General features: G+C 71.3%; 16 protein-coding genes. 10 read left to right on the forward strand and 6 right to left on the reverse strand.

Annotated features, from left to right (window positions below):
• The 3 genes from N4P33_RS20740 to N4P33_RS20750 form a co-directional block, all read left to right on the forward strand.
• The coding region (locus tag N4P33_RS20740) for a PLP-dependent aminotransferase family protein (RefSeq protein WP_260828148.1) at window positions 1-855 on the forward strand (855 nt) is incomplete at its 5' end.
• A gap of 84 nt (window positions 856-939) precedes the next feature.
• Window positions 940-1,377 carry a GNAT family N-acetyltransferase gene (locus tag N4P33_RS20745; RefSeq protein WP_260828149.1) on the forward strand — a complete coding sequence of 146 codons (438 nt, stop codon included), beginning with the start codon at window positions 940-942 and terminating at the stop codon, window positions 1,375-1,377.
• 136 nt (window positions 1,378-1,513) lie between these two features.
• Complete coding sequence (locus N4P33_RS20750) at window positions 1,514-2,110, forward strand: histidine phosphatase family protein (protein ID WP_260828150.1); 597 nt, start codon at window positions 1,514-1,516, stop codon at window positions 2,108-2,110.
• Here N4P33_RS20750 and N4P33_RS20755 read toward each other — a convergent pair.
• Window positions 2,092-2,532, reverse strand: coding sequence for a DUF6314 family protein (locus tag N4P33_RS20755; protein WP_260828151.1), 441 nt, complete (start codon window positions 2,530-2,532; stop codon window positions 2,092-2,094). The genes N4P33_RS20750 and N4P33_RS20755 overlap by 19 nt on opposite strands.
• Before the next feature lie 150 nt (window positions 2,533-2,682).
• On the opposite strand from N4P33_RS20755, the gene N4P33_RS20760 reads away from it, so the two are divergent.
• Window positions 2,683-5,157: an alpha-L-arabinofuranosidase C-terminal domain-containing protein gene (locus N4P33_RS20760; RefSeq protein WP_260828152.1), complete on the forward strand. Its 2,475-nt coding sequence runs from the start codon at window positions 2,683-2,685 to the stop codon at window positions 5,155-5,157.
• Window positions 5,158-5,316: 159 nt separating this feature from the next.
• Window positions 5,317-5,820 carry a nucleoside deaminase gene (locus N4P33_RS20765; RefSeq protein WP_260828153.1) on the forward strand — a complete coding sequence of 168 codons (504 nt, stop codon included), beginning with the start codon at window positions 5,317-5,319 and terminating at the stop codon, window positions 5,818-5,820.
• A 65-nt stretch (window positions 5,821-5,885) separates the two neighbouring features.
• On the opposite strand, the gene xdhC is transcribed toward N4P33_RS20765, so the two are convergent.
• Genes xdhC through N4P33_RS20780 form a run of 3 tightly spaced genes read right to left on the reverse strand, consistent with a single transcriptional unit; the run spans window position 5,886 to window position 10,568 of the window.
• Window positions 5,886-6,695, reverse strand: a complete 810-nt coding sequence (xdhC, locus tag N4P33_RS20770) for a xanthine dehydrogenase accessory protein XdhC (RefSeq protein ID WP_260828154.1) — start codon at window positions 6,693-6,695, stop codon at window positions 5,886-5,888.
• Between the two features lies 1 nt (window position 6,696).
• Window positions 6,697-9,087: a xanthine dehydrogenase molybdopterin binding subunit gene (gene xdhB / locus N4P33_RS20775; protein ID WP_260828155.1), complete on the reverse strand. Its 2,391-nt coding sequence runs from the start codon at window positions 9,085-9,087 to the stop codon at window positions 6,697-6,699.
• Entirely contained in the window at window positions 9,084-10,568 is a 1,485-nt protein-coding gene (locus N4P33_RS20780) for a xanthine dehydrogenase small subunit (RefSeq protein ID WP_260828156.1), read from the reverse strand. The genes xdhB and N4P33_RS20780 overlap by 4 nt, the downstream gene beginning before the upstream one ends.
• Window positions 10,569-10,957: 389 nt before the next feature.
• Between N4P33_RS20780 and argC the strand changes: the two genes are divergently transcribed.
• The 5 genes from argC to N4P33_RS20805 are packed head-to-tail and all read left to right on the forward strand — an operon-like array spanning window position 10,958 to window position 15,782.
• Window positions 10,958-11,986 (forward strand): N-acetyl-gamma-glutamyl-phosphate reductase, encoded by a 1,029-nt coding sequence (gene argC, locus N4P33_RS20785; protein ID WP_260828157.1) that lies wholly within the window; start codon window positions 10,958-10,960, stop codon window positions 11,984-11,986.
• On the forward strand, window positions 11,983-13,134 hold the full coding sequence (argJ, locus tag N4P33_RS20790) for a bifunctional glutamate N-acetyltransferase/amino-acid acetyltransferase ArgJ (RefSeq protein ID WP_260828158.1): 1,152 nt from the start codon (window positions 11,983-11,985) through the stop codon (window positions 13,132-13,134). Before argC ends, argJ begins: the two co-directional genes overlap by 4 nt.
• Complete coding sequence (argB, locus tag N4P33_RS20795; protein ID WP_260828159.1) at window positions 13,131-14,033, forward strand: acetylglutamate kinase; 903 nt, start codon at window positions 13,131-13,133, stop codon at window positions 14,031-14,033. Before argJ ends, argB begins: the two co-directional genes overlap by 4 nt.
• Window positions 14,030-15,226 (forward strand): acetylornithine transaminase, encoded by a 1,197-nt coding sequence (locus tag N4P33_RS20800; protein ID WP_260828160.1) that lies wholly within the window; start codon window positions 14,030-14,032, stop codon window positions 15,224-15,226. The genes argB and N4P33_RS20800 overlap by 4 nt, the downstream gene beginning before the upstream one ends.
• Window positions 15,227-15,233: 7 nt before the next feature.
• Complete coding sequence (locus N4P33_RS20805; protein ID WP_260828161.1) at window positions 15,234-15,782, forward strand: arginine repressor; 549 nt, start codon at window positions 15,234-15,236, stop codon at window positions 15,780-15,782.
• 173 nt (window positions 15,783-15,955) lie between these two features.
• On the opposite strand, the gene N4P33_RS20810 is transcribed toward N4P33_RS20805, so the two are convergent.
• Both N4P33_RS20810 and N4P33_RS20815 read right to left on the reverse strand, forming a co-directional pair.
• A complete protein-coding gene (locus N4P33_RS20810) occupies window positions 15,956-16,693 on the reverse strand; it encodes an FAD:protein FMN transferase (protein WP_260828163.1) in 738 nt (245 codons plus the stop codon).
• Between the two features lie 55 nt (window positions 16,694-16,748).
• Window positions 16,749-17,328, reverse strand: a 580-nt coding sequence (locus N4P33_RS20815; RefSeq protein WP_260828162.1) for an FMN-binding protein, incomplete at its 5' end; no start/stop codon positions are given.

Here is a 17,328-nt window from a genome sequence, read left to right on the forward strand (position 1 = left end):
CCGCCCGGCGCCCCCGTCCTCGTCGAGTCGCCCACCTACCCGGGCATGCTGGCCATCGCCCGCGCCGCCGGACTGCGGCCCGTGCCCGTCCCCGTGGACGCCGACGGTGTACGGCCCGCGCTGCTCGCCGACGCCTTCCGCGCGAGCGGCGCCCGGGTGTGCGTCTGCCAGCCGCTGTTCCAGAACCCCACCGGTGCCGTACTCGCGTCCGAGCGGCGCGGCGAGGTGCTGCGCATCGCGCGCGAGGCGGGCGCCTTCGTGATCGAGGACGACTTCGTGCGGCGGCTGGTGCACGAGGACGCGGGCCCGCTGCCGCGTCCGCTCGCCGCCGACGACCCCGACGGGGTGGTCGTCCACGTCTCGTCGCTGACCAAGGCGACCTCGCCCAGCTTCCGGGTCAGCGCCCTCGCCGCCCACGGTCCCGTCCTGGAACGGCTGCGGGCGATCCAGGTCGTCGACACCTTCTTCGTGCCCCGGCCGCTGCAGGAGGCCACCCTTGAGCTCGTCGGCTCGCCCGCCTGGCCCCGCCATCTGCGGGCGATCTCCGCCGAGTTGCGGGCCCGCCGCGACGCCATGGCCGCCGCGCTCCGGCTCCACCTGCCGGAACTCGCCCTGCCACACATCCCGTCCGGTGGCTACCACCTGTGGCTGCGGCTGCCCGACGGTGCCTCCGAGTCCGCGCTGACGGCCGCCGCCCTGCGCGCGGGCGTCGCCGTCACCCCGGGCCGCGCCTACTTCAGCGCCGAACCCCCGGCCGGCCATCTGCGGCTGAGCTTCGCGGCGGTGGCCGGTGCCGGGGAGATCACCGAGGGCGTACGACGGCTGCGCACCGCGTGCGACGAGGTGCTGGGATAGCCGTTCGACGGCTGCGCACCGCGTGCGACGAGGCGCTGGGGAAACCGTTCGACGCCCCGCGCCCCCGCCTGCGAGCATCCCGCCATGACTGACACCCCGCGCCTGCCCGAGGGCTACGAGATCTCCACTGACCCCGATCGCATCGACGCCCCGCGCGTGCACCGGTGGCTGTCCGGCGACGCCTACTGGGCGCTCGGCCGCTCCCGCGCCAAGCAGGACGCGGCGATCGCGGGCTCGCTCAACTTCGGGGTGTACGAGTCGGTCTCGGGCGAGCAGGTGGCCTACGCCCGGGTGATCACCGACCGGGCGACCTTCGCGTGGCTGTGCGATGTGTACGTGGACCCGTCGGTGCGCGGCAAGGGCGTCGGCACGGCGCTGGTGGCCGCCGTACGCGAGGAGCTGCGGCCGCACGGGTTGCGGCGGATCCTGCTCGCCACGCACGACGCGCACGGCGTCTACGCGAAGCTGGGGTTCCGGCCGCTGGACCGGCCCGACCACTGGATGGCGCTCGTCCTCGACTGAGGAGGAGCCGGCCGGCTGGGCGTTTCGGGTGGCTTGTCCGGCAGGTCCTGACCGGCGAGTAAGATCCGGCGTACCCTGCGTGACGCTCGCACAGGACCCCTTGACCTGGACACTTTCGCGGCTCACGATTCGCCGCATGGCACTTCGGGTCACGTTCGTCGCCGCCGCGGGGAGCTCCTCCTCGCTGCTCGGCGAGCGTTTCCAGGACGACCAGCCGCTGGACCACACCGGCTGGAGCGAGGTGCAGCGCGTCGCCCACGAGCTGCTGCCGCTCGCCGCCGCCGATCTGCGCTACTGCTCGCCCGCCCCGCGCAGCCGCGCCACCGGTGACGGACTCGGCTACGCCCCGCTGGTCCAGCTCGCCCTGCGCGACTGCGACATGGGCCGCTGGCGCGGACTGACCCTGGGCGAGGCGATGGCCCGGGAGCCGCAGACGGTGGACGCCTGGCTCGCCGACCCGAGGGCCCGGGTGCACGGCGGTGAGTCGATGACGGAGTTCATCACCCGGGTCGGCGGCTGGCTCGACACCCGGCCCGTGGAGGACGGCTGCCGGATCGTCGCCGTGGCCGAACCGTCCGTGATCCGCGCGGCGCTGGTGTACGTGCTGAAGGCCCCGCCCGCGACGTACTGGAGCCTCGACGTCCGCCCGCTGTCCACGACCACCGTGACGGGCCGGGCCGGCCGCTGGAGTCTGCGGCTGGACAGCGTGGCCGCTCAGCCCACGCGCGCGTAGTCGGTGGTGATCTCCAGGTCCTTGGCCGGTCCGCGCACCCGCCAGACCGTACGCCAGTGGTTCGCGTCCCGGACGGTGAACTCGCCGCGGTAGAGGTCCGCCGAGCAGGGGTGGTCGGCGCTGTGCCGCCCCTCGGTCAGATCCAGGTCGTGGAACGGGCGGCCGTCCGCGAACCGTACGTCCGCCGTGCCGCCGGGCCCCGGCAGGAAACGCAGTGTCCGCTCGGCGGGCCGGGCGACACCGCGCCAGGTGAACGTGCCGGACTCCTCGTGCAGCAGGCCGCCCTCGGACGATGGCCGGAACGCGGTGGTGCCGCGGAAGTCACCCTCGTCGCCGCTCGCCAGGTCCCGCACGGTGCGGGTCACCCGCCAGCTGCCCCGCAGATACGCCAGCACATCCGGCACTGGCCAGAACTCGCCCATCGTGCCCCGTTCTCCGTCCCGTGCGCTGCCGCGCGACCCATTGACGCGTCCCTGCCCCCTCCCTATCTTGCCGTTCGAAGTGCTGATCAGTGTTTGATATTTCGAACAAGCAGGGGTGTCCCACCCCTGCCCCCGAGCCGCGGAGTATCCATGTCACGCACCCGCTGGAGACTAGGTCTCAGCGCCACCGCCCTCCTGACCGCCACGGCAGTGCTGCCCGCCCCCGCGCACGCCGAGGCCGCCGCCGACTACACGATCACCGTCGACCCGGACGGCCGGGGCGCGGCGATCGACGACACGATGTACGGCGTCTTCTTCGAGGACATCAACCGCGCCGCAGACGGCGGTCTGTACGCCGAGCTCGTCCAGAACCGGTCCTTCGAGTACTCCACCGCCGACAACGGCTCCTACACACCCCTGACCTCCTGGACGGTCACCGGCACGGCGAAGACCGCAGACGACTCCGGCCGTCTGAACGAGCGCAACCGCACCTACCTGTCCCTGGACGCCGGCTCCTCCGTCGCCAACGCGGGCTACAACACCGGCATCCGCGTGGAGAAGGGCAAGCGCTACGACTTCTCGGTGTGGGCGCGGGCCGAGAACGGCACGACCCTGAGCGTCGGCCTCAAGGACACCGCCGGTGCCCTGGCCGACGCCCGCCAGGTCGCCGTCAAGGGCGGCTGGACCAAGTACCGGGCCGGCTTCACCGCGACCCGCACCAGCAGCCGCGGCCGCCTCACCGTCGCCACCACACAGACGGCCGCCCTCGACATGGTGTCGCTGTTCCCCCGCGACACCTACAAGAACCAGCCGGGCGGCCTGCGCAAGGACCTCGCAGAGAAGATCGCCGCCCTGAAGCCGGGCTTCGTGCGCTTCCCCGGAGGCTGCCTGGTCAACACCGGCTTCATGGAGGACTACAGCGAGGCCAGCGGCTGGGAGCGCAAGCGCGCCTACCAGTGGAAGGACACCGTCGGGCCGGTCGAGGAACGCGCCACCAACGCCAACTTCTGGGGTTACAACCAGAGTTACGGCCTCGGCTACTACGAGTACTTCCGCTTCGCCGAGGACATCGGCGCGATGCCCCTGCCCGTCGTCCCCGCCCTGGTCACCGGCTGCGGCCAGAACAAGGCCACCGACGACGAGGCCCTGCTGAAGCGGCACATCCAGGACACCCTGGACCTCATCGAGTTCGCCAACGGCCCCGCCACCTCCACCTGGGGCAAGGTCCGCGCCCGGATGGGCCACCCCAAGCCCTTCGGCCTCACCCACCTCGGCGTCGGCAACGAGGAGAACCTGCCCCGCGAGTTCTACGCCCGCTTCGAGAAGTTCCGGGCCGCCATCGAGGCGAAGTACCCGGACATCACCGTCATCTCCAACTCGGGCCCCGACGACTCCGGTACGACCTTCGAGACGGCCTGGCAGCTGAACCGCGAGGGCAAGGTCGACATGGTCGACGAGCACTACTACAACAGCCCGCAGTGGTTCCTGCAGAACAACGACCGCTACGACTCCTACGACCGCCAGGGCCCCGAGGTCTTCCTCGGCGAGTACGCCTCCCAGGGCAACGCCTGGAGGAACGCCCTCGCCGAAGCCGCCTACATGACCGGCCTGGAACGCAACGCCGACATCGTCAAGCTCGCCTCGTACGCGCCGCTGCTCGCCAACGAGGACTACGTCCAGTGGTCGCCGGACATGATCTGGTTCAACAACCACGCCTCCTGGGGCTCGGCCAACTACGAGGTCCAGAAGCTGTTCATGACCAACACCGGCGACCGCGTGATCCCCTCGAAGGCGACCACCACCCCGGACGTCAGCGGCCCCATCACCGGCGGCATCGGCCTGTCCACCTGGGCCACCAGCGCCGCGTACGACGACGTGAAGGTCACCTCGGCGGACGGGAAGACGCTGCTGAGCGACGACTTCTCCGGTGACGCCTCGCAGTGGACTCCGGGCGGAACCGGCAGCTGGACCGTCCAGGACGGGGCCTATGTCCAGACCGACGAGTCCGCCGAGAACACCCTCGTCACCGCCGGCGATCCCGCCTGGCAGAACTACGACCTGCACGTGAAGGCCACCAAGAAGTCCGGCAAGGAGGGCTTCCTCATCGCCTTCGGCGTCAAGGACACCGGCACCTACTACTGGTGGAACCTGGGCGGCTGGAACAACACCCAGTCCGCCGTCGAGCAGGCCGTGGACGGCGGCAAGTCGACGCTGATCTCCAAGGCCGGGTCGATCGAGACGGGCCGCGCCTACGACATCGACATCAAGGTGCGGGGCCGCCAGGTGACCCTCTACCTCGACGGCCAGGAGTGGGGCAGCTTCACCGACGACAAGCCGGCCGAGCCGTTCCGCCAGGTGATCACCGAGGACGCGCGGACCGGCGACCTGATCGTCAAGGTCGTCAACGCCCAGGACACGGCCGCCCGCACGGCGATCGACCTCGGCGGCGCGAAGGTCTCCTCCCGGGCCCGCGTCACCACGCTGGCCGCCGACCAGGACGCGGTCAACACCGAGACGGACACACCGGTGACCCCGGTGACGTCGACGTTCTCGGGGGTGGCGGACGAGTTCACGTACACCTTCGCACCGAACTCGGTCACGTTCCTGCGGATCAAGCAGAGGTAGGCGGGGGGTGCCGGGCGTCTTTGTAGGAGCCTACGAAGTGTGGGTCCGAGGCGGGCCGCAGTTCATGCCTTCGGTTTCTGGTCCGCGCTGATCAGCAGGCTGTGTACTCCTCGTACACGTCGTACTCCGCGTACACGTCGCGATGACAAGGAGCTTGCCATGACCACCCGCACGGCCGAGACCGGAATCCGTGAGTTCGAGCGCGCCTGGATGGAGCGTGCCGTCCAGCTCGCCACCGACAGCGTGGCCCATGGCGGAGGCCCCTTCGGTGCCCTGATCGCCAAGGACGGCGAGATCGTCGCCCTCGGCAACAACCAGGTCACCTCCAGCCTCGACCCCACCGCGCACGCCGAGGTCAGCGCCATCCGCGCCGCCTGCAAGGAGCTCGGCACCTTCAGCCTGGAGGGCTGCACCCTCGTCACCTCGTGCGAGCCCTGCCCGATGTGTCTGTCCTCGTCCCTGTGGGCCCGCGTCGACCGGCTCATCTACGCCGCCGACCGGCACGACGCGGCCGTGGCCGGCTTCGACGACCGGAAGTTCTACGACCTGTTCGACAAGCGCCCCCAGGAGCTGTGGCCGATGGAGGTCGAGCACCTCGATCTGCCGCACCGCACCCAGCCGTTCGACGCCTGGATCGCCAAGGCGGACCGCATCGCCTACTGACGGGCGACGGACGGGAAGAGGGCCCCGCGCCACTGGCGCGGGGCCCTCTTACGTAGATGTGGGCTTCAGTTCCCCTCGGACTCGAACGTCCGCAGCAGATCCGCCGCGACGCTCACCGCGATGGTCGCCGGCTCCTTGCCGGTGATGTCGGGCAGTCCGATCGGGGTCTTGATCCGGTCGATGACAGCGTCGTCGTGCCCGCCCTCGGTGGCGAGGCGCTTGCGGAACCGCGCCCACTTCGCCGTCGAGCCGATCAGCCCGATGGAGCCGAGGTGGGGGGTGCGCAGGGCGGCGTCGCACAGGGCGGCGTCCTCGGCGTGATCGTGCGTCATGATCAGCACATGGGTGCCCTGCGGCAGCTCCTGAAGGACCTCCTCCGGCAGCAGCGGCGTGTGATGCACGTGCACCTGCGCCACCGCGTCGGACAGCACCTCCAGCCGTTCCGGCGCGATGACATCGGCCCGGGAGTCGATCAGGTGCAGGTCGAGTTCCTGACGGGCCAGGATGCGCGCCAGCTCCAGACCGACATGACCGACTCCGAAGACCGCCACGGCCCGGACCACCGGCAGCGGTTCGAGCAGCACCGCGACGGTGCCGCCGCAGCACTGCACGCCGTGCTGGTTGGTCACCTTGTCGTTCAGGGCGAAGTCCATCAGCTCCGGCTTCCGCTCGCCCGCGGCGATCATCTCCCGGGCCCGGTCGATCGCCACGGCCTCGACATTGCCGCCGCCGATCGAGCCCCAGGTCTCGCCGCGCCCCACGACGAGCTTGGCACCGGCGTCACGCGGAGCGTGGCCGCGCACGGCCGCGACGGTCACGAGCACCCCGGGTTCCCGGCGTGCCCGCAACCGCGCGACCGCGGCGACCCACGTCATGTCAGGCACCGCTCAGCGCTTCGGCGCGGACCGTGCCGTCGACGACCGCACCGTCGGTGGAAGCCCCGCGCGCCGCCTGGATCGCCCAGTAGACCGCCTCCGGCGTCGCGGGCGACGCCAGTTCCACGGGCACCCCGCCCGGCCCGAACGCGGCGGCGGCCTCACGCAGCGCCTCACGCACCGAGAAGGCCAGCATGAGCGGAGGCTCACCCACCGCCTTGGAGCCGTAGACCGCGCCCTCCTCGGTGGCGTTCTCCAGCAGCGTCACGTTGAACTCCTCGGGCATCTCCGAGAAGCTCGGCAGCTTGTACGTGCTGGCCGCCTGGGTCAGCAGCCGGCCGCGGCCCGGCCCGTCACCGGTGTCCCAGCGCAGGTCCTCCAGGGTCAGCCAGCCCGCGCCCTGCACGAAACCGCCCTCCACCTGACCGATGTCGATCATCGGGGAGAGGCTGTCGCCGACGTCGTGCACGATGTCCACCCGCCGGATGCGGTAGGCGCCGGTGAAGCCGTCCACCTCCACCTCGGTCGCCGCGGCACCGTAGGCGAAGTACTTGAACGGGGAGCCGCGGAACGACTTCGCGTCCCAGTGCAGCCCCTCGGTCCGGTAGAAACCGGCCGCCGACAGCTGCACCCGCTGGAAGTACGCGGTGCGCACCAGGTCGTCCCAGGCCAGCTCCTTGTCGCTGCCCAGGGCGCGTGCGACGCCCTCGACGATGCGTACGTCCGAGGCGTTCGCGCCGAGCTGGGTCGCGGCGACCTGAACCAGCCGCTCGCGCAGCTGCTCACAGGCGTTCTTGATCGCCCCGCCGTTCAGGTCGGCACCCGAACTGGCGGCGGTGGCCGAGGTGTTGGGCACCTTGTCGGTGCGCGTCGGGGCGAGGCGGACCTTGTGCAGCGGGATGCCCAGGGTGGTCGCGGCCACCTGGATCATCTTGGTGTGCAGGCCCTGGCCCATCTCCGTGCCGCCGTGGTTGATCAGGACCGAGCCGTCCTTGTAGATCAGCACCAGCGCGCCGCCCTGGTTGAAGGCGGTGAGGTTGAACGAGATGCCGAACTTGATGCCGGTGAGCGCCAGCGCCCGCTTGGTGTGCGGGTGCGCCGCGTTGAACGCGGCGATCTCGCGCTTGCGGTCGGCGATGCCGGCGCTCTCCTTGACCTGCTGCCAGACCGTGGAGATCCGCTCGGGCTGGGTGACCGGCTGCCCGTACGGCGTGGTCTGGCCCTGGCCCGGCCGGTAGAAGTTGCGCTCGCGCAGCTCCATCGGGTCCAGGCCCAGCTGGGGTGCGCAGCGGCCCAGGATGTCCTCGATCACCAGCATGCCCTGCGGTCCGCCGAAGCCGCGGAACGCCGTGTTGGACACCGTGTTGGTCTTCGCGATCCGGCCCGCGACCCGCGCGTTGGGGATCCAGTAGGTGTTGTCGATGTGGCACAGCGCGCGGGCCAGCACCGGCTCGGACAGATCCAGGCTCCAGCCGCCGTCCGCGACCAGGGTGGCGTCCAGGGCCTGGATGCGTCCCTCCGCATCGAAGCCGATCTTCCACTTCGCGTGGAACCCGTGCCGCTTGCCGGACATCGTCAGGTCCTGGGTCCGGTTGAGCCGGAACCGCACCGGCCGGCCGGTGAGCTTGGCACCGAGCGCCGCGATGGCCGCGAACCCGTGCGGCTGCATCTCCTTGCCGCCGAAGCCGCCGCCCATCCGCAGACACTGCACGGTCACCTCATGCGCGGGCACCCCGAGCACGTGCGAGACGATCTCCTGGGTCTCCGACGGGTGCTGGGTGCTGCTCTGGATGAACAGCTGCCCGTTCTCGTCGATCTGCGCCAGCGCCGCGTGCGTCTCCAGGTAGAAGTGCTCCTGGCCGGCGAACTGGAACTCGCCGGTGATCACGTGCGCGGAGTCGGCGAAGCCGGCGTCGATGTCACCGGTCTCCATCAGGGGCTGGGCGCCGTGGTAACTGCCCGCGGCGATCGCCTCCTGGAGCGTGACCAGGGCGGGCAGCTCCTCGAGCTCCACCTCGACGGCCGCGGCACCGAGCCGGGCCGCCTCCAGGGTCTCGCCGAGCACCCAGGCGACCGCGTGGCCGTGGAACATGACCTCGTCGGGGAACAGCGGCTCGTCGTGCTTCATCCCGGCGTCGTTGACGCCGGGCACGTCGGCACCGGTCAGCACGCGCACCACACCGGGCACCGCCAGGGCGGGCTCGGTGCGCAGCGCGGTGATCCGGCCGTGCGCCTTCATGACCTGCACGGGGTAGGCGTGCAGCACGTCCTTGGTGCGGTGCACCAGGTCGTCGGTGTAGAGCGCGGTGCCGGTCACGTGCTGGACGGCGCTCTCGTGCGGCAGCGAGACACCGACGACGGGCTTCTCGGGACGCTCGGACAGATGGCTCATGACGACACCGCCTCGGTGGTCTGTGCGTACAGCTTCAGCAGGCTCTGGCCGAGCATCGCGGAACGGTAGAGGGAGCTGGCGCGATGGTCGTCCATCGGCGTGCCCTCACCCCGCAGCACCCGTGCCGCGGCCTCGACGGTCTCCGCCGTCCACGCCTCGCCCTCCAGGGCCGCCTCGGTGGCGAGGGCGCGGATCGGGGTGGCGGCCACACCGCCCAGGCCGATCCGGGCCTTGCGGACGACACCGTCCTCGACGTCGAGCGCGAACGCGACCGCCACGCTGGAGATGTCGTCGAAGCGCCGCTTGGCGATCTTGTGGAAGGCCGTCACGGGGGACAGCGGCAGCGGGATCCGCACCGCGCGGATCAGCTCGCCGGGCCGGCGCACGCTCTGCCGGTAGCCGGTGAAGTACTCGGCCAGTGGCACCTCGCGCTCGCCGTCGGCGCCGGCGAGGACCACCGACGCCTCCAGCGCGAGCAGCACCGGCGGGCTGTCGCCGATGGGCGAGCCGGTGCCCAGGTTGCCGCCGAGGGTCGCGCTGTTGCGGATGAGCCGCGAGGCGAACTGCGGGAACAGCTCGGCCAGCAGCGGGACCTCGCCGTCCAGGCGGCGCTCGATCTCGGTGAGCGTCACGGCCGCGCCGATCTCGATGTGGCCGGACTCGACGCGCAGCTCGCGCAGTTCGGGCAGCCGGTCGATCGCGATCACGCAATCGGCCCGCCGGGCACGGATGTTGACCTCCACGCCCCAGTCGGTGCTGCCGGCCACCACCACGGCGTCGGGCCGCGCGCGCAGCAGCTCCAGCGTCTCGGCGAGGGTGCCCGGCCGCAGGAACGAGCTGCCGTCCTGGGCGTACTCGGTCACGGCGGGCTCGGGCGCGGGCCGCTCGCGCCGCTGGGCGAGGGGGTCCTCGTCCGCCGGCTCACCGACGGCGAAGGCGGCGTCGCGGATCGGGCGGTACCCGGTGCAGCGGCACAGGTTGCCGCTCAGGGCGTGCAGATCGAAGCCGTTCGGACCGTGCTCGGCGTCACCGTGCCCGGCGTCCGTGCCGTCGCCCGCGTCCGCGTGGGCGCAGCGGTCGGGCCGGTAGTACTCGGCGGCCATGCTGCACACGAAGCCCGGGGTGCAGTAACCGCACTGGGAGCCGCCGCGGACCGCCATCTCCTGCTGCACGGGGTGCAGGGCGGGCGGCATGCCGGGCTCACCGGCGGTCGCGAGGCCCTCGGCGGTGACGATCTCCTGGCCGTCGAGTGCGGCGACCGGCACCAGGCAGGCGTTGACCGCCACCCAGTCGGTCGGCTTGTTCACCCCGGGACGGGCCACCAGGACCGAACAGGCGCCGCACTCACCCTCGGCGCAGCCCTCCTTGGTGCCGGTGAGGCCACGGTCGCGCAGGAAGTCCAGCGTCGTGGTGTGGGGCGCGGCCGGTGAGATCGGTGTCTCTTCTCCGTTGACCGTGATCCGCGCAGTTGTGTTCGCCAATTTTCAGGCAGCTTTCTGTGTTCAGGCGCGCCGGATGAGGGGAGCAGGCGCTGAGGGGCATGGTGCGTACGACGACGCCATGCCGCGAAGCGAGGAAAGGAAGTGATGGGGAGACGCGGAGCGTGCCACGAGGTGGCACATCAGAGACGGCGCGTTCAGCAGCCGTGCGCGATCCGACCCGGAACCCAGACAGTGCGGTGGACGAGGCGACTCAGATCAGCGTTGGTGTACATCCGCCGGTCGCCTCCTTCCGGTTCTCATGGGTCGGCTTTGTCGCAAAGTAGTGGCTGCGGTCACACGGGTCAAGAGGCCGCTCCCCGGGCGAGGAGAACTGATTGCATAAACGTGCAGCGATACGTATAGTCATGCCTCTGAGGAGGAGGATATCCATGGCGGTACGTGCGGCAGTGGCCGGAGCGAGCGGATACGCGGGCGGAGAGCTGCTGCGTCTGCTGCTGGCCCACCCCGGGATCGAGATCGGCACCCTGACCGGCAACAGCAACGCCGGGCAGCGGCTCGGGGCGCTGCAGCCGCATCTGCTGCCGCTCGCCGACCGCGTACTGGAGCCGACCACCGCCGCCGTCCTCGCCGGTCACGACGTCGTGTTCCTCGCGCTGCCGCACGGCCAGTCCGCCGCCGTCGCCGAGCAGCTCGGTCCGGACGTCCTGGTCGTCGACATGGGCGCCGACTTCCGGCTGAAGGACGCCGGTGACTGGGAGCGGTTCTACGGCTCCCCGCACGCCGGCACCTGGCCCTACGGCCTTCCCGAACTGCCGGGTGCCCGCGCCGCGCTGGAGGGGTCCAAGCGCATCGCGGTGCCCGGCTGCTACCCGACCGCCGTCTCCCTGGCCCTGTACCCGGCCTACGCGGCCGGTCTCGCCGAGCCCGAGGCCGTGATCGTCGCCGCCTCCGGCACCTCCGGCGCGGGCAAGGCGCCCAAGCCGCACCTGCTGGGCAGCGAGGTCATGGGCTCCATGTCCCCGTACGGCGTCGGCGGCGTCCACCGGCACACCCCCGAGATGATCCAGAACCTCAGCGCGGCGGCGGGGGAGCCGGTCACCGTCTCCTTCACCCCGACCCTCGCGCCGATGCCCCGCGGCATCCTCGCCACCTGCAGCGCCACCGCGAAGGACGGCGTCACCGCCGAGTCCGTCCGCGCCGCCTACGACAAGGCCTACGCCGACGAGCCCTTCGTGCATCTGCTCCCCGAGGGCCAGTGGCCCGCGACGGCGTCCGTCCACGGTTCGAACGCCGTTCAGGTGCAGGTCGCGTACGACGAGGCCGCGCACCGCATCATCGCGATCAGCGCCATCGACAACCTGACCAAGGGCACCTCGGGCGGTGCCGTCCAGAGCATGAACCTCGCCCTCGGTCTCGATGAGACCACCGGGCTTTCCACGATCGGAGTCGCACCGTGAGTGTCACGGCAGCCAAGGGATTCACGGCGGCGGGCATCGCCGCCGGGATCAAGGAGAACGGCAACCCGGACCTGGCCCTCGTGGTCAACAACGGTCCCCGCCGCGCCGCCGCGGGCGTCTTCACCTCCAACCGCGTCAAGGCAGCCCCGGTCCTGTGGTCCGAGCAGGTCCTCAGGAGCGGGCAGCTCACCGCGGTCGTCCTCAACTCCGGCGGCGCCAACGCCTGTACGGGCCCCAAGGGCTTCCAGGACACCCACGCCACCGCCGAGAAGGCCGCCGAGGTGCTGGGCATCGGCGCGGGCGAGGTCGCCGTCTGCTCGACCGGCCTCATCGGCGTCCTGCTCCCCATGGACAAGCTGCTGCCCGGCGTCGAGACCGCCGCCGCCCAGCTGTCCGAGCACGGCGGCGCGAAGGCCGCCATCGCCATCAAGACCACCGACACCGTCCACAAGACGTCCGTCGTCACCAAGGACGGCTGGACCGTCGGCGGCATGGCGAAGGGCGCCGGCATGCTCGCCCCCGGCCTCGCCACCATGCTGGTCGTCCTCACCACCGACGCCGACCTCGACAGCGCGACCCTCGACAAGGCCCTCCGCTCGGCCACCAAGGTCACCTTCGACCGCGTCGACTCCGACGGCTGCATGTCCACCAACGACACCGTGCTGCTGCTCGCCTCCGGAGCCGCCGAAGTCACCCCGGAGTACGCGGAGTTCGCCGAGGCCGTACGGCAGGTCTGCGACGACCTCGGACAGCAGCTCATCCGGGACGCCGAGGGCGCCAGCAAGGACATCAAGGTCGAGGTGGTCAACGCCGCGACCGAGGACGACGCCGTCGAGGTGGGCCGCTCCATCGCCCGCAACAACCTCCTCAAGTGCGCCATCCACGGCGAGGACCCCAACTGGGGCCGCGTTCTCTCCGCGATCGGCACGACGAAGGCCGCCTTCGAGCCCGACCGGCTGAACGTCGCCATCAACGGCGTCTGGGTGTGCAAGAACGGCGGCGTCGGCGAGGACCGCGAGAAGGTCGACATGCGCTACCGCGAGGTGCACATCGTCGCCGACCTCGCCGCAGGTGACGAGACCGCCACCATCTGGACCAACGACCTCACCGCCGACTACGTCCACGAGAACAGCGCCTACTCCTCATGAGCACCACGCGTAAACACACCGCGCTCCCCAAGGCGCAGATCCTCATCGAGGCGCTGCCCTGGCTGGTCCGGCACAACGGCAAGACCGTCGTCATCAAGTTCGGCGGCAACGCCATGGTCGACGAGGAGCTCAAGGCCGCCTTCGCGCAGGACGTCGTCTTCCTGCACCACGCCGGCCTCAAGCCCGTCGTCGTGCACGGCGGCGGCCCGCAGATCAGCGCCGCCCTCGACAAGCACGGCATCGTCAGCGAGTTCAAGGCGGGCCTCAGGGTCACCACCGAGGACGCCATGGACGTCGTACGCATGGTGCTCGCCGGGCAGGTGCAGCGCGAACTGGTCGGGCTGCTCAACCAGCACGGGCCGCTCGCCGTCGGCCTCACCGGCGAGGACGCGCACACCATCACCGCGACCAGGCACCAGCCCGAGATCGACGGCGAGTTCGTCGACATCGGACGGGTCGGCGAGATCACCGACATCGACACCGGAGCGATCGAGGCGCTGCTCGCGGACGGCCGTATCCCGGTCGTCTCGTCGATCGCCCGCTCCCAGGACGATCACCATGTCTACAACGTCAATGCTGATACGGCGGCTGCGGCTCTCGCTGCGGCACTGGGCGCCGAGACCCTCATGGTCCTCACCGACGTCGAGGGCCTCTACGAGGACTGGCCGAACTCCGACGAGGTGATCAGCCGCCTCACCGCGTCCCAGCTGGAGAAGCTGCTGCCGGAGCTGTCCTCCGGCATGGTCCCCAAGATGGAGGGCTGCCTGCACGCCGTACGCAACGGCGTGACCACCGCCCGCGTCATCGACGGCCGGGTGCAGCACTCGATCCTGCTGGAGATCTTCACCGACGAAGGCATCGGCACGATGGTCGTGCCCGACGGACAGGGGGAGCCGTGACCAATGAGGAACTGACCGCCCGGTGGCAGGGCGCGCTCATGAACAACTACGGCACCCCGCGCCTGCCCCTGGTGCGCGGCGAGGGCACCAAGGTCTGGGACGCCGAGGGCAAGCAGTACGTGGACCTCGTCGGCGGCATCGCCACCAACGCGCTCGGCCACGCCCACCCCGCGATCGTCGAGGCGGTGAGCCGGCAGATCGGCTCCCTCGGCCACATCTCCAACTTCTTCATGGCCGAACCCACCGTCGCCCTCGCCGAGCGGCTGCTCCAGCTCTTCGGCCGGGACGGCCGGGTCTTCTTCTGCAACTCCGGCGCCGAGGCCAACGAGGCGGCGTTCAAGATCGGCCGGCTCACCGGCCGGACGCATGTCGTCGCCACCGACGGCGGCTTCCACGGCCGCACCATGGGCGCCCTCGCGCTCACGGGCCAGCCCGGCAAGCGGGACCCGTTCCTGCCGCTGCCCGGAGACGTCACGCACGTGCCGTACGGCGACGCGCAGGCGCTGGCCGCCGCGGTCACCGAGGACACCGCCCTGGTGATCATCGAGCCCATCCAGGGCGAGAACGGCGTCGTCGTCCCGCCGCCCGGCTACCTCAAGGCGGCCCGCGCGATCACCGCCGCCACCGGATCGCTGCTCGTCCTCGACGAGGTGCAGACCGGCATCGGCCGCACCGGGCACTGGTTCGCCTACCAGGCCCACGAAGGCGTCCTGCCCGACGTCGTCACCCTCGCCAAGCAGCTCGGCGGCGGACTGCCCCTCGGCGCCACCGTCGCCTTCGGGCGGGCCGCGGAACTGCTCCAGCCCGGTCAGCACGGCACGACTTTCGGCGGCAACCCCGTCGCCTGCGCCGCCGGACTCGCCGTGCTGGACACCATCGCCGACGACGGTCTGCTGGAGAACGTCAAGCGGCAGAGCGAGCGGCTGCGGGACGGGATCGAGTCCCTGAACCACCCGTTGATCGCCCATGTCCGGGGCGCGGGGCTCCTCCTGGGTATCGTGCTCACCGAGCCGCTCGCGCCCCAGGCGCAACAGGCGGCTCAGGACGCCGGTTACCTGGTGAACGCGCCCGCCCCCGATGTCGTACGGCTGATGCCGCCGCTGAATCTCGGCGACGACGACGTGGAGGCGCTGCTCCAGGCGCTGCCCGGCATCCTCGACGCGACTCACGGGGACGGACGATCCGGAGAATGAGACGACGATGAGCCAGGCGCACGAGGAACAGGGGCCGGGCGGGACGGCGGGGCCCGCCGTGCCGCAGACCCGCACCGCACGGCACCGCCGGATCGTGGACATCCTCAACCGGCAGCCGGTGCGGTCGCAGAGCCAGCTGGCGAAGCTGCTCGCCGACGACGGGTTGAGCGTCACGCAGGCGACGCTCTCCCGGGACCTGGACGAGCTGAACGCGGTGAAGATCCGCAACACCGACGGCGATCTGATCTACGCGGTGCCGAGCGAGGGGGGGTTCCGTACGCCTCGTGCGCCGCTGGGGGAGTCGGCGAAGGAGGAGCGGATGCGGAGGCTGTCGCAGGAGTTGCTGATCTCCGCGGAGGCTTCGGCGAACCTTGTTGTCCTGCGGACGCCTCCGGGTGCGGCGCAGTTTCTGGCGTCCGCCATCGATCAGGCGGAGCTGCACGACATCCTGGGCACGATCGCCGGTGACGACACGCTGCTGCTGATCAGCCGGGAGCCGACGGGAGGGCAGGCCCTGGCGGACCACTTGCTGAGGCTGGCTCAGAACGGCCACTGAAGGGGTGGCTGCCGTGGTCTGCCGGGTGCGGGTGCGTGGGGGCTGGTCGCGCAGTTCCCCGCGCCCCTTAGGGACTCACCTCACCTGCTTAGCTGCGGGCAGTCGTGCCGCTGGGCGGCACGGGTGGGCGCAGCGGCACCCCCGCCAGCGCGGGTGAGTGTCACGCCCCTGCATCAGCCCAGGCGGGCCGCGAGGCCGCTCGTCCACCGGACCTCGTCGCCCGCCGTCACCAACAGGGCTTCCACGTCCTCCAGGGACTCCAGCCAGCGCAGGCCCTGCCGCGATCCCATCGCGAACGCCGCCGTCGCCCAGCAGTCCGCCCAGGTCAGGGACGGTGCCACCACCGTCACCGCGACCAAGTCCGTCACCGCGGAGCGCCCCGTGCGGGGGTCGACGATGTGCGCGCCCCGTTCCGCCGTACCGGACGTCGCCACCGCCAGTTCGTCCGTGCCGGCCGACGAGACCACCGCCGCCAGCCCCCCGGGCCGCAGGGGATCCGCCACCCCGACCCGCCAGGGCCGATGCGCCCCGGGCGTGCCGAGAAGCTGGACGTCGCCGCCGCCGTTGACGCTCACCCCGGTAACCCCCGCCGCCGCCAGCCGCCGCGCCGCCCGCTCCACCGACCAGCCCTTCACGATGCCCGTCGGATCCAGCCGCCCCCGGTACCGCGCGCTGAACCAGCCCTCGCTGACCCGCTCCGCCTCCGCCGCCAGCTCCAGCACCTCGGCGACCTCCGCATCGCACTGACTCACCGTCAGCTCCCCGCGCGCCAGCCGTGAGATCTGACTGTCCTCGCGGTACGTGCTGAACACCTCGTCCACCCGGTGCAGCCCCGCCACCGCGTCCTCCAGCGCCCCGCGCACGACCTCGGGTTCCCCGCCGCGGACGTCGAAGGAGAAGACGGTCCCCATCGTCTCCACCACCCGGCGTTCCGCGGCGGGAGCCTCGGCGGATCCCGTCACCGTGTCAGCCACCGGCCCGGTCCAGTGCCGACTGCAGCGACTGCTTGTACCCGGTACTGGTGTACGTCGCCCCGGACACCGCGTCGATGTCCGCGCTCCCGGCCGCCACCGCGGCCTGGTTGAGCTTGGGCACGGCGTTGGAGGTGATCTGGTCGCTCTGCCCGCCCTTGGGCGTCTGGATCGCCTCGGCCTTGGTGATCTTGCCGCCCGCGACGGTGATCCGGACCTGCACCGGCCCGTACTGGGTCTTCACCGCGTCACCGGTGACCGTCTTCGCCTGCGCCTCGCCGCCGCCCCCCGCGCCCTGCCCGGCACCGGCACCGGCCCCGGACCCGGCTCCGGAAGACCCCGCCGCCTTCGCCTTGTCCAGCGCCGACTGCAGCGACTTCTTGTACCCGGTGCTCGTGTACGTCGCCCCCGACACCGCGTCGATGTCCGCGCTCTGCGCCGCGAGCGCGGCCTGGTTGAGCTTGGGCACGGCGTTGGAGGTGATCTGGTCGCTCTGGCCCCCCTTGGGCGCCTGGACCGCCTCCGCCTTGGTGATCTTCCCGCCGCTGACCGTCAGCCGGACCTGCACCGCGCCG

It is taken from the genome of Streptomyces sp. 15-116A (assembly GCF_025290915.1).
In the GTDB taxonomy this organism is placed as follows: domain Bacteria; phylum Actinomycetota; class Actinomycetes; order Streptomycetales; family Streptomycetaceae; genus Streptomyces.